At 73.4% G+C, this 11,889-nt stretch carries 11 protein-coding genes; 3 read left to right on the forward strand and 8 right to left on the reverse strand.

Annotation, left to right across the window (positions count from 1 at the left end):
- Positions 1-3: 3 nt before the first annotated feature.
- The 7 genes from BS72_RS20775 to BS72_RS39970 all read right to left on the reverse strand — a co-directional run bounded on the left by BS72_RS20775 (position 4) and on the right by BS72_RS39970 (position 5,488).
- Positions 4-561, reverse strand: coding sequence for a thiol-disulfide oxidoreductase DCC family protein (locus BS72_RS20775; RefSeq protein ID WP_037912531.1), 558 nt, complete (start codon positions 559-561; stop codon positions 4-6).
- A 145-nt stretch (positions 562-706) separates the two neighbouring features.
- Positions 707-1,144, reverse strand: coding sequence for a hypothetical protein (locus tag BS72_RS20780; RefSeq protein ID WP_037912534.1), 438 nt, complete (start codon positions 1,142-1,144; stop codon positions 707-709).
- Between the two features lie 269 nt (positions 1,145-1,413).
- Entirely contained in the window at positions 1,414-2,187 is a 774-nt protein-coding gene (locus BS72_RS20785; protein WP_037912536.1) for a succinate dehydrogenase iron-sulfur subunit, read from the reverse strand.
- Positions 2,187-3,941: a succinate dehydrogenase flavoprotein subunit gene (gene sdhA, locus BS72_RS20790; protein WP_037912538.1), complete on the reverse strand. Its 1,755-nt coding sequence runs from the start codon at positions 3,939-3,941 to the stop codon at positions 2,187-2,189. Before sdhA ends, BS72_RS20785 begins: the two co-directional genes overlap by 1 nt.
- Positions 3,942-3,972: 31 nt before the next feature.
- A complete protein-coding gene (locus BS72_RS20795) occupies positions 3,973-4,455 on the reverse strand; it encodes a succinate dehydrogenase hydrophobic membrane anchor subunit (protein WP_037912540.1) in 483 nt (160 codons plus the stop codon).
- 6 nt (positions 4,456-4,461) lie between these two features.
- Complete coding sequence (gene sdhC, locus BS72_RS20800; protein ID WP_078901508.1) at positions 4,462-4,842, reverse strand: succinate dehydrogenase, cytochrome b556 subunit; 381 nt, start codon at positions 4,840-4,842, stop codon at positions 4,462-4,464.
- Between the two features lie 49 nt (positions 4,843-4,891).
- Positions 4,892-5,488, reverse strand: a complete 597-nt coding sequence (locus BS72_RS39970) for a 2-oxo-4-hydroxy-4-carboxy-5-ureidoimidazoline decarboxylase (RefSeq protein ID WP_265736827.1) — start codon at positions 5,486-5,488, stop codon at positions 4,892-4,894.
- An 847-nt stretch (positions 5,489-6,335) separates the two neighbouring features.
- Between BS72_RS39970 and BS72_RS34445 the strand changes: the two genes are divergently transcribed.
- The 3 genes from BS72_RS34445 (at position 6,336) to BS72_RS20820 (ending at position 11,118) form a co-directional block, all read left to right on the forward strand.
- The gene (locus tag BS72_RS34445) at positions 6,336-7,118 is read left to right on the forward strand and encodes an RNA polymerase sigma factor (RefSeq protein ID WP_232792482.1); all 783 of its coding nucleotides are present in this window, start codon (positions 6,336-6,338) and stop codon (positions 7,116-7,118) included.
- A gap of 56 nt (positions 7,119-7,174) precedes the next feature.
- Positions 7,175-8,650: a hypothetical protein gene (locus tag BS72_RS20815; protein WP_037912544.1), complete on the forward strand. Its 1,476-nt coding sequence runs from the start codon at positions 7,175-7,177 to the stop codon at positions 8,648-8,650.
- 887 nt (positions 8,651-9,537) lie between these two features.
- On the forward strand, positions 9,538-11,118 hold the full coding sequence (locus BS72_RS20820; protein ID WP_037912546.1) for an acyl-CoA mutase large subunit family protein: 1,581 nt from the start codon (positions 9,538-9,540) through the stop codon (positions 11,116-11,118).
- 25 nt (positions 11,119-11,143) lie between these two features.
- Here the strand turns inward: BS72_RS20820 and BS72_RS20825 are convergent, their stop codons facing one another.
- Entirely contained in the window at positions 11,144-11,830 is a 687-nt protein-coding gene (locus BS72_RS20825) for a TetR/AcrR family transcriptional regulator (protein WP_232792483.1), read from the reverse strand.
- Positions 11,831-11,889: the final 59 nt, after the last annotated feature.

Consider the following 11,889-nt stretch of genomic DNA (forward strand, 5'->3'; position numbering starts at 1 on the left):
AGCCTATCCGGGGCCGCCGGGGTCGGTGTCGCATCCGTCCACGCAGGCCGGGGCCTCGGCGTCGCCGGGGGCCTGGGACCAGCCGGACACCGGGTCGTACGTCCATCCCGGCGGCACCGAGCACACCCGGCTGTCCGGTGCGGCGGTGCGGACGTGGTGGCTGTCCGGTGCGGCGGTGCGGACGTGGTGGCGCTGTGAGCCCCGGTACTTCGCCGCGCTGAGCACCGCGGCCCTCGCCAGCCGCCGCCCGGCCGGGCCGGTCAGCGTGTGCGAGAACTCCCGGTGGTCGGCCAGCGCCCACAGGCAGACGATCCACGCGCTGTCTCCCCGGTAGAGCTGCCCGCCGTCCCCCACGACGGTCACCTCCCCCTCGGCCGCCGCGTGGTCCAGCGTCGGGAAGCGCCGCCGGGCCTCCGCCGAGCCGACCGGCACCAGGTGCAGCCGGACCAGTTGCCGCTGCCGTGCCAGCCAGCGGGAGGCGAAGGCGCAGAGGCGGCAGTCGGGGTCGTACAGCACCGTCAGCTCCCGCACTGCCGGCTCCCGCACTGCCAGCTCCCGCACCGGCCGGCCCCCTCCGCCGGCCGGTGCGGGAGCGCTCGTGTCCCCGGCCGGACCGCCCGCCGGCCCCCCGGCCGGTCCTGCGGTCCCGGTCCGGGCTGAACCGCTCGCCGGCCCCGCGCCCCCGTCCCCCGCCGGGCCCGTCACCTCACGCCCCCGCGGCGTTCGGGCCGCCGGCCCACAGCGCGGGGTCCGTCAGGGTGGTCCCGTCGGGCCGGACCGGCGGGTACTGCTCGCGTTCCGCCAGGCCGCGGCGGCGGATGCGGTTGAGGACGTACACGTTGCCCAGGTGCATCGCGCCGAGCACCAGGAGCACCACCCCGAGCTTCACCGAGAGTGCCTCGAAGACCTCCCGGGCGTCGTCCACGGCGCTGCCGGTCTTCAGGTAGAGGGCGACGAAGCCGAAGTTGACCAGGTAGAAGCCGACCACCAGCAGGTGGTTGACGGCGTCGGCGAGCCGTTCGTCGCCGTGCAGCACGTCGGCCAGGAAGATCCTGCCGTTGCTGCTGAGAGTCCGCGCCACCCAGACGGTCAGCGTCACGCTGACCACCAGGTAGACGACGTACGCGAGGACGGTGAGGTCCATAGCGCGTCCCACCCCTTGTCACGCTTGTTGAACGTGTTCAAAACGCTCTGACGACAGGACTCTAGCGCCGTTTTTGAACACGTTCAAGAGGCTGGCCGCGCATGCCGCCCACGGCCCCGGAAAACACGGAAGCCCGCCCCCGGCTGGTGCGGGAGCGGGCTCTGTGCGGCGCCCTGAGCGGGCGTCAGTCGCCTGGTGGCGGGGACCTTACGTCCGAAAGGACGAAAGACCGAAAGGACGGAAGGTCAGATGGCCGGAAGGCCAAGAGGTCAGAAGCGACGCGTGATCAGCGCGCGCTTGACCTCCTGGATCGCCTTGGTGACCTCGATGCCGCGCGGGCAGGCGTCCGTGCAGTTGAACGTCGTGCGGCAGCGCCACACGCCGTCCTTCTCGTTGAGGATCTCCAGCCGCTGCTCGCCGGCCTCGTCGCGCGAGTCGAAGATGAAGCGGTGGGCGTTGACGATCGCCGCCGGGCCGAAGTACTGCCCGTCGTTCCAGAAGACCGGGCAGGACGACGTGCACGCCGCGCACAGGATGCACTTGGTGGTGTCGTCGAACCGCTCCCGGTCGGCGGCGGACTGCAGCCGCTCACGGGTCGGCTCGTTGCCCTTGGTGACCAGGAACGGCATGACGTCCCGGTACGCCTGGAAGAACGGCTCCATGTCGACCACGAGGTCCTTGAGCACGGTCAGGCCCTTGATGGGCTCCACCGTGATCGGCTTGTCGGGGTTGACGTCCTTGATCAGCGTCTTGCAGGCCAGCCGGTTCTTGCCGTTGATCCGCATCGCGTCGGAGCCGCACACGCCGTGCGCGCAGGAGCGGCGGAAGGTCAGCGACCCGTCGATCTCCCACTTGACCTTGTGCAGGGCGTCGAGCACCCGCTCCTTGGGGTCCGCCTGGATCTGGTAGTCGACCCACTCGGCCTCCGCCGAGACCTCGGGGTTGAACCGGCGCACCCGCAGGGTGACCGCCACCAGGTGCGAGGCGTTGTTCTCGGCCGCCGACAGGGCGTCCGAGTGGTTGTCGAGCGTCGAGGTGCTCATCAGTACTTACGCTCCATCGGCTGGTAGCGGGTCTGCACCACCGGCTTGTAGTCCAGGCGGATCGACTCGGCGCCGCTCGCGTCGACCTCCCGGTAGGCCATGGTGTGCCGCATGAAGTTGACGTCGTCGCGGGTCGGGAAGTCCTCGCGGTAGTGGCCGCCGCGCGACTCCTTGCGGGCCAGCGCCGACACGGCCATCACCTCGGCCAGGTCGAGCAGGTTGCCCAGCTCGACGGCCTCCAGCAGGTCCGTGTTGAAGCGGCGGCCCTTGTCCTGGACGGAGAGGTTGCGGTACCGCTCGCGCAGCTCGCCGATCTTCTCCACCGCGGCCTTGATGGTCTGCTCGGTGCGGAAGACCATCACGTTCGCGTCCATGCACTCCTGGAGCTCGTTGCGCAGCTCCGCCACCTTCTCGGTGCCGGTGGAGTTGCGCAGCCGCTCCACCTGCTCCTCGACCAGCGCGGCCGGGTTCTCCGGGAGCGGCGCCAGCTCGTTGGCGTGCGCGAACTCCGCGGCGGCGATGCCGGAGCGGCGGCCGAAGACGTTGATGTCCAGCAGCGAGTTCGTGCCCAGCCGGTTGGCGCCGTGCACCGACACGCAGGCCACCTCGCCGGCCGCGTACAGGCCCGGCACCACGGTGGTGTTGTCGCTGAGCACCTCGCCCTGCACGTTGGTGGGGATGCCCCCCATGGCGTAGTGCGCGGTCGGCTGGATCGGGATCGGGTCGGTGTACGGCTCGATACCCAGGTAGGTGCGGGCGAACTCGGTGATGTCCGGGAGCTTCGCGTCCAGCTGCTCCGGCGGCAGGTGGGTGAGGTCCAGGTACACGTGGTCGCCGGCGGGGCCGCAGCCGCGGCCCTCGCGGATCTCGGTGTAGATCGCGCGGGAGACGACGTCGCGGGAGGCGAGGTCCTTCATGACGGGCGCGTACTTCTCCATGAAGCGCTCACCGTCCTTGTTGCGGAGGATGCCGCCCTCGCCGCGGGCGCCCTCGGTGAGTAGGATGCCCATCCGCCAGATGCCCGTCGGGTGGAACTGGAAGAACTCCATGTCCTCCAGCGGCAGCCCGCGCCGGTAGACCGCCGCCTGGCCGTCACCCGTGAGGGTGTGCGCGTTCGAGGTCACCTTGAAGAACTTGCCGGTGCCGCCGGAGGCGTAGATGACCGCCTTGGCCCGGAAGACGTGGATCTCGCCGGTGGCCAGCTCGTACGCCACCACGCCGGCCGAGCGCTTGACGCCGTCGACCTCGACGAGCAGCTGGTCCAGGACGTAGAACTCGTTGAAGAACTCCACGCCCTCCTTGACGCAGTTCTGGTACAGCGTCTGGAGGATCATGTGGCCGGTGCGGTCCGCCGCGTAGCAGGAGCGGCGCACGGCCGCCTCGCCGTGGTTGCGGGTGTGGCCGCCGAAACGGCGCTGGTCGATGCGGCCCTCGGGCGTCCGGTTGAACGGCAGGCCCATCTTCTCCAGGTCGAGGACGGCGTCGATGGCCTCCTTCGCCAGGATCTCGGCGGCGTCCTGGTCGACCAGGTAGTCGCCGCCCTTGATCGTGTCGAAGGTGTGCCACTCCCAGTTGTCCTCCTCGACGTTGGCGAGGGCGGCGGCCATGCCGCCCTGCGCCGCGCCGGTGTGGGAGCGGGTGGGGTAGAGCTTGGTCAGGACGGCGGTGCGGCTGCGCTTGGTGGCCTCGATGGCGGCGCGCATACCGGCGCCGCCCGCGCCGACGATGACGGTGTCGTACGTGTGGATCTGCATGGGGGTGGTCGCTTCCCTGTCCGGCCCTGGCCTAGCGGATGTTCGGGTCGAAGGTGAAGATCACCAGCGAGCCGAGCACCACGGTGAACGCCACGGCGGTAAACAGAATCGTCTTGAGCCAGACACGGGTGGCGGGCTGCTGGGCGTAGTCGTTGATGACCGTCCGCAGGCCGTTGCCGCCGTGCAGCATCGCCAGCCAGAGCATCGCCAGGTCCCAGAACTGCCAGAACGGCGAGGCCCAGCGGCCCGCGACGAACGCGAAGCCGACCTTGGTGACGCCGCCGTCGAGCACCAGCTGGATGATCAGGTGGCCGATGACGAGCACCACCAGCACCACGCCGGAGAGCCGCATGAACAGCCAGCCCCACAGCTCGAAGTTGGTGCGGGTGGCGCGGGGGGTGCGCTGGGTGCGGGCCCGCGGGGGCTCGATCACCGGCGCCGGGTTGTCGGGGCTGTAGGAGACGCTGGAGCCGGTCAGCTCGACGGCGTCCTGGGGGGTGACCTCTGTTGCCATGTGTCGTCAGCTCCCGAACAGCACTCGTGCGGCGTGGCCCAGGACGGGGTAGATCGCGCCCAGCATGAGCACGATCCACAGCCCCATGACGCCCCAGAACATCTGCTTCTGGTAGCGCGGGCCCTGGGTCCAGTAGTCGACGGCGATGATGCGCAGGCCGTTCAGCGCGTGGAAGAGGATCGCGGCCACCAGGCCGTACTCCAGCAGGCTGACGATCGGCGTCTTGTAGGTGGACACGACCTTGTCGTAGTCCTCGGGGGAGACCCGCACGAGGGCGGTGTCGAGGACGTGGACGAACAGGAAGAAGAAGATGAGGACCCCGGTGACTCGGTGAGCCACCCAGGACCACATGCCTTCCCGGCCGCGGTACAGCGTTCCAGCCGGCACGGAAACAAACCCTCCGGGAGCGGGACGAGGGCTGCCGGCTTCGTGTCGGTCACGCCCGGCCGGGTACGGTCCACCGGCCCCGGCTATCGTAGCGACGCGGGATCGGCGCAGTACGGCGGGGTAGCCCTGTCGTGTTCGATCCCGCACGGTCGGGTGAACCTGGACGCCCGGCCAGCCGCAGCAGCCGGCCCCGGCACAGGCCGCGCAACTGCTCGGCCGCCACCATCGACTCGGTGTCCTGGTCGTGGCCGAGCCGGGCCCGCAGGCTGGTCAGGGTCTGGTCCAGGACGGCCGTGGGGTCGGTCTCGTCCAGGGAGATGACGAAGGCGTGGCCGAACCTCGCCTCGTAGGCGGCGTGCGCGGCGCGCAGGGCGGTGTGCACGGCCAGGTTGCCCGGGTCCGGGAAGGCGGCGGCGATCTCCCCGGCGAGCGCCTCGGCGAGGTCGTCGGGCGCCAGGTCGTAGGCCGCCTCCTCGGCCGCCGCGAGCAGTGCGTCGATGGTGGGGTAGGGGCGGTGGGCGGCCACCCGGCGGGCCCAGCGCCGCGAGCCGCAGCACTCCAGCAGGGCGGCTACGGCGTCCGCGGTGGCGGCGCTGTTGAGCCTTTCGAGCGGGGTCGGGCCCTCGGGCGGCGTGTCGCTGGTCAGTGGGACTCCTGGATCAGCGGGTTCGGGGGACGGTGAGCGGGGATGGACGATACGTGGAGGCCGGACGCCGGCCGCCGGCCGGCGGTGAGCTGTCCGCCCGGGGCGGTGCGTGTGGCTGAGTGCGTGTGGCTGCGTGGGTGTGGCGGTGCGTGCGGGCGTGTCGCTGTGGCCGGGCCGCGGCGGGCTCGGCCGTACGGGTGCGGCGGGCGCGGAGTGGGTCGCGCCGGTGCCGGGCGCCGTCGGGCGGGGCTGCGGGGCCGAGCGGAGTGGGGCGACACGGTTCGGCGCGGGGCGCCTCGGGTCGCTCCCGGGCCGGCGGATGGCCCCGGGGGTGCGCGCAGCCACTGTAAGGCGCGGCATGGGCCGACTCGCGTGCAGAGGGGCGGAATTCACCCGTTCGGGGTGAAGGGTTCGACGCCGGAACGGTGACGGGGGTTCGATGTGGCGTCGGCGGGACGGCGGTTGGCCCTCGGCCGGTTGTCGGCGGGCGCCCGCAGCGGTGGGCACGCACCCGCGGACGATCGGTGGACGTCGACACCCGTAGGGACGCGGCCGGGCGTGGGAGGTGAGACCGACTCTTTGTCAGTTCGACCTGGAACCCTGTCTGTTCGGTGCCGGGCAGGGCGGAAGGCGGCGGCCGGGGGCCGCCTCCCCCCACAGGAGCGTCCCCGGCCGCCGACTTGTACAGCGTTCCGCGGTCCGAAAGTGTCACCGGCGGTCATGGGGCAGGATGGGACGCGACGCCGGGGGAGGCGTGAGCGGGAGGCGGCGCGGCCTTACGGAGGGCCGGGCCGCGCGGGGCCGACGACCCGAGTCGCGGGGTCGCGGTGGCAGGGGAAGCGAGGGGGTGGCGCCAGAGGTGGACCTGGAGACCGCGGTCAGGGCGGCGCAGGACGGGGACGAGGACGCCTTCCGGGTCGTCTACCGGTCCGTGCAGCCGCAACTGCTCCAGTACGTGCGGAGCCTGGTGGGACCCGGTGACGCGGAGGACGTCGCCTCGGAGGCGTGGCTCCAGATAGCCCGGGACCTGCCGAACTTTCGGGGGGACGGGGACGCGGTCCGCGGCTGGGCCGCCCGGATAGCCCGCAACCGAGCGCTCGACCACATACGGGCCCGCAGCCGGCGGCCGCTCCCCGGCGGGGGCGTCGACGAGCTGCTCGGCCTGCCCGACCGGGCGGACACCGCCGACGAGGCGCTCGACGCCGTGGCGACCGACCGGGCGCTGGCGGCCATAGCCGCCCTGCCGCGCGAGCAGGCGGAGGCGGTGCTGCTCCGGGTGGTGATGGGCCTGGACTCCACGAGCGCGGCCCGGGTGCTGGGCAAGCGGCCCGGCTCGGTGCGTATGGCCACCCACCGGGGCCTGCGGCGGCTGGCCGAGCAGTTGGCGCAGTGGCCGTCCTCGGAGACGGCGCCCGGGGCGCCGCCGACGGCGCCCGCCGCGTCGGTGGTGGCGGCGTCGGCGGTGGTGCCGGCCGCCCGGCGCGGCGGCGGAAAGGCGGTCCGGGCGGGTGCCGGGGTCGCCGGTCGGCGCGGCAGGGGGCGGAGCGGGGCGAAGGCGAGGAAGAGGCCGTGCGGGGCGGCGAGGTGGCGCTTTCCGCGACCGAAGTGGCGCTTTCGGCGTCCGAGGTGACGCTTTCGGCGTCCGAGGTGACGCTTTCCGGGTCCGAGGCGCTGTGAGGAAGTGACATGAGTGACAAGGGACGACGCGACGGAACGCGGCCCGGACCGTTCGGGCCGCCGCCGGGCCTGCCCGGAGGGCGCCTGCCGGGCCGGGCGCCCCGTGCCCGCTGGCTCACCGCCCGGACCGCCGAACGCCTGGTGACGGGCGAACAGGTCCGGCTGGCGGACGCCGCCGCCGCCGACACGGCCGTGCGCCTGGCGTGGCTGCTCGCCGCGGCCGGCGGCCGCCGGCCCACCCCCGGCGCCTGGCAACCGGTGGAGGGCTCGACCGACGGCGGACGTGGCGGACAGGGCGGACACGGCGGATACGGCGCGGCTGTGCCCGCCGTGGACCCGGTCCGGGAGGAGGCGGCGCTGGCGGCGTTCCGCGCCGCGCGCGCGGCCGCGTCCCCGGCGCCGGCCAGGCGTGCGGGCCGGACGGCCCGGGCCGGGCGCGGCGGCCCGTGGGCCCTGGGCTGGCTCCGAACCGACCGGAACCGGACGGAGTCCGGGGTCGCCGTCCGCGCCCCGCGCGCCCGTGGCCTGGACGCCCGTGGCCTGGACGCTCGCGGCGCCGAATCCGAAGCCGGGGCCGAGTTTGGTCCCGGCCAGGGGGCCGGGCGGCGCGGCCCGCGGCCCTCGTTCGCCGCGATGGCCTCGGTGGTCGCCCTCAGCGGCATCGCCGTGGCGGTCGCCGCCGCCACCGGACGGGCCGGGCTGCCCGGTCCCGGCGGCGGCATGGTGCCCGCCGACAGCGGCCGCCCCGGGGTGCACGCCACCACCGCGGCGTCAGCCGGGGTGAGCGGCGGACCGGCCACCCCGGCCGTTCCCCCGACGCGGTCCAGGGAGTCGAACCCCGGCGGCTACCCGACCCCGTCCGCGGCCTTGTCCCCGACCGCCTCCCTCGCGGACGGGGGCCGGACCGCGTGTGCTCCGCCCCCGGAAGGCCGCTCCGCGACCCGCGCACCGGCCGGCTGCTGCGCGTCCGCCAGGTCCTGCGACCACCGGTCGGACGGCCGGGACCGGACCGGCGACGGTTCGCGGCACCACGACGGCTGGGACACCAGGACCTACGGCGACGGCGTGCCGGGGCGCGGGCCGAGCGGCGGCATCTCGTCGGGCGCCCCGCAGAGCGGCGGCGAGGACGGGAAGGACGGGGCGGACGACGTCGGCGGGGTACGGAGCGGGTCCATGCTGGTCGGCGGCGGATCGGACGGCAGGACCGGGTCCGGGCGGGACCGCCGCGACGGCGGCGCGAAGGGCGGCCCGGACCGTGGTGGGCAGGACCGTGGTGGGCAGGACCGTGGCAGGCCGGACAGCGGCAGACAGGACGGCGGGCGCGGCGGCCGCGGGCACGGCACGGCAAGCACCAAGGGCGGCGGCTTCACGGGCAACCGGAGTGGCTGCCCGGAAGGCGCCGACGCGGCGCGTACCGGCCGGGGCACGGCCGGAGCCTCGACACCGTCCTCACCGGCCTCCCTCGGTTCCACCAGGACGCGCTGACCAGATCCGGTCGTCCCTGACCGATCTTGACTGATTCCGACCCGAAAAGACCGGAGCGGTCCCGAACTCCGGACAGGACGTCAACTCCCCCGTATGCGGGCGTGACAGCGGCACCAGACGGCTCGTACGCTCCGCCGAAGGCGGAGCGGCGGGCGGCGGGCGGCGGGCGGCGAGCCGGGCGGTCGACGAACCGCCAGGCTCCCGGCGGTGTTCGCAGCCCAGGCGTCGGGCCCCGCCACGCCCGTGCGGAACACCCGTGCTCCGGTCGGCCCAGGCGGCTCCGGTGGCCCTGGGCGGGCCCGGTGGCCCCGGCGGCCCGGCGGCCTCGACGTCTCGGTCGGTGCGGCCGTCCCGGCATCCCTCGTCCGGCGTAGCAGCCGCATCCGCGGTGTCCCCCGTTCGACGTAGCCGCCCTACCCGCCGCGTCTGCTCCCTCGCGCGGTGTCCTGGCCCGGCCTCCGTACAACGCCGCCACAGCCGTGAAGTCCGCTTCGGCGGGGCGCGGTTGGCAGCCGGATTCCGGGACGGGGTGACACTTCCACGGCTCGGCGCGCTGTAAGGAGTAGGCCGACTGGTCATCGGCCCGGTGGACGCCGGTTCTCCCCGTATCGGCGTCCGCGGCACAGAGCGCGGCCGGGTGCTTTTCCCCCTGCCCGGCCGCGCTCGCCGCCCGCCGCGCCGAGCGGCCGACCCGCGTACCGGGCTCTCCGGTCACCGCTCCGCGATCACCGCCCACCGGGCACCGTCCGGGCGCTGTGAGGAACGTCCCAACCCCTGCCGCGACCCGCGCGCCGCCGCCCGCCACTACAGTTCGTGGCGGTTCCGTGGCGCTGCCGTGAGCGGCGGCGTCAGAGCAATCGAGCAGCAACCGAATGGAGGCGTGCGCGATGACGCGTGAATCGGAGTCCGGCCTGCCGATCGATCCGGTCTACGGGCCCGGGGCGCTGGACGGCTGGGAACCGGCCGAGCGGCTCGGCGAACCGGGAGAGTACCCCTTCACCCGCGGCGTGTACGCGTCGATGTACACCGGCCGGCCCTGGACCATGCGGCAGTACGCCGGGTTCGGCACGGCGACGGAGTCCAACGCCCGCTACCAGCAGCTGATCGCCAACGGCACCACGGGCCTGTCGGTCGCCTTCGACCTGCCCACCCAGATGGGCCACGACTCGGACGCGGCCATCGCGCACGGCGAGGTGGGAAAGGTCGGCGTGGCCGTCGACTCGCTGGAGGACATGCGGGTGCTGCTGCGCGACATCCCGCTGGACCGGGTGTCCACCTCGATGACGATCAACGCCCCCGCCGCGCTGCTGCTCCTGCTCTACCAACTGGTCGGTGAGGAGCAGGGCGTGACCGCCGACCAGCTCACCGGCACGATCCAGAACGACGTGCTGAAGGAGTACATCGCCCGCGGCACGTACATCTTCCCGCCCAAGCCGTCGCTGCGGCTGATCTCCGACATCTTCGCGTACTGCCGAACCGAGATCCCCCGGTGGAACACCATCTCCATCTCCGGCTACCACATGGCGGAGGCCGGCGCCTCGCCCGTGCAGGAGATCGCGTTCACCCTGGCCGACGGCATCGAGTACGTGCGTACCGCCATCGCCGCGGGCATGGACGTGGACGACTTCGCGCCGAGGCTGTCGTTCTTCTTCGTCTCCCGCACCACGCTGCTGGAGGAGGTCGCCAAGTTCCGTGCCGCCCGCCGCATCTGGGCCCGGGTGATGCGGGACGAGTTCGGGGCGAAGAAGCCCAAGTCGCAGATGCTGCGCTTCCACACGCAGACCGCAGGGGTGCAGCTCACCGCGCAGCAGCCCGAGGTGAACCTGGTACGGGTGGCGGTGCAGGGCCTGGCGGCGGTGCTGGGCGGCACCCAGTCGCTGCACACCAACTCCTTCGACGAGGCCATCGCGCTGCCCACCGACAAGTCCGCCCGGCTGGCGCTGCGCACCCAGCAGGTGCTGGCGTACGAGACGGACGTCACCGCCACCGTCGACCCGTTCGCCGGCTCCTACGTGGTGGAGCGGATGACCGACGAGATCGAGGCCGCGACGGTCGAACTGATGGAGAAGGTCGAGGGGTTGGGCGGCGCGGTCAGCGCGATCGAGAAGGGCTTCCAGAAGTCCGAGATCGAGCAGAACGCCTACCGCATCGCGCTGGAGACCGACGCGGGCGAGCGGACCGTCGTCGGCGTCAACCGGTTCAAGCTCGACGAGGAGGAGCCCTACGAGCCGCTGCGCGTCGACCCCGCGATCGAGGCCCAGCAGGCCGAGCGGCTGGCCCGGCTGCGCGCCGGCCGTGACCAGGACGCGGTCGACGCCGCGCTGGCCGCCCTGCGGAAGGCCGCCGCGGGCAGCGACAACGTCCTCTACCCGATGAAGGACGCGCTGCGGGCGCTGGCGACCGTCGGCGAGGTCTGCGACGCCCTGCGCGAGGTGTGGGGCACCTACGTGCCGGCCGACGCCTTCTGACCCGCGCGTCCGGCCGCCGGCTCCCTCAGCGGGTGGCGAAGGCGAGGACGCGCGGGCCGAGCAGCGACTCGACGCGGTCCAGCAGGGCGAGGGCGGACTCGGCGACCGCCGCCGGGGGGAGGTCGGCGCGGCTGAGCTCGCCGATCTCCCGGAAGAGCTGCTCCTGCACCCAGCCCAGTTGGGAGGCGACCAGACGCGCCGTCGGGTCGTGCGGCGGCGCGCCCGTCTCGGCGGCCAGCGTGGCGGCGAGTGCGTCGACCATCGACCGTTCGATCGCGTCCAGCCGCGCGGCCAGCGTCGGTTCGGCCCGGACCATCTCCAGGAACCTGCCGAAGCCCCGGGTCAGCCCGACCATCCGGTCCCCGTCGCGCAACTCCCGCCGGAGGGTGTCGAGTACGGCGTCGGTGGCGGACTGCCCGGCCGGGCGGTCCCGCACCATCTGCACCATCCGCTCCGCCGAGACCTCCTCCGGGTAGAAGACGAGGTCCTCCTTGGAGGGGAAGTACGTGTAGACGCTGTTGACCGACACCTCGGCGGTACGGGCGACTTCGGCGATCGTCACCTGGGCGAAACCGCGTTCGAGGAAGAGCCGGGTGGCGACCTCGGCGATGTGCCGGCGGGTGCGCCGCCGCTTCTCGTCACGCAGACCGACGGCGAGGATCTCCTCCGCGCGCGTCGACTCCCGCACACGTCCCCGGGTGATTTCGCTCACGGGTCCATCGTAGGACAGCGCGGGCCGGCCGCTCGGCCTGCCCGCGCCTGCCCTGCGCT

Origin of the sequence: Actinacidiphila yeochonensis CN732 (genome assembly GCF_000745345.1) — a bacterium.
GTDB lineage: Bacteria > Actinomycetota > Actinomycetes > Streptomycetales > Streptomycetaceae > Actinacidiphila > Actinacidiphila yeochonensis.

Bases quoted from the DNA above. Each gene is read 5' to 3' on its own strand.
- BS72_RS20780 (WP_037912534.1), bottom strand. From the start codon at position 1,144: ATGGACCTCACCGTCCTCGCGTACGTCGTCTACCTGGTGGTCAGCGTG.
- sdhA (WP_037912538.1), bottom strand. From the start codon at position 3,941: ATGCAGATCCACACGTACGACACCGTCATCGTCGGCGCGGGCGGCGCC.
- BS72_RS20820 (WP_037912546.1), top strand. From the start codon at position 9,538: ATGACGCGTGAATCGGAGTCCGGCCTGCCGATCGATCCGGTCTACGGG.
- BS72_RS20795 (WP_037912540.1), bottom strand. From the start codon at position 4,455: ATGGCAACAGAGGTCACCCCCCAGGACGCCGTCGAGCTGACCGGCTCC.
- BS72_RS20815 (WP_037912544.1), top strand. From the start codon at position 7,175: ATGAGTGACAAGGGACGACGCGACGGAACGCGGCCCGGACCGTTCGGG.
- BS72_RS20785 (WP_037912536.1), bottom strand. From the start codon at position 2,187: ATGAGCACCTCGACGCTCGACAACCACTCGGACGCCCTGTCGGCGGCC.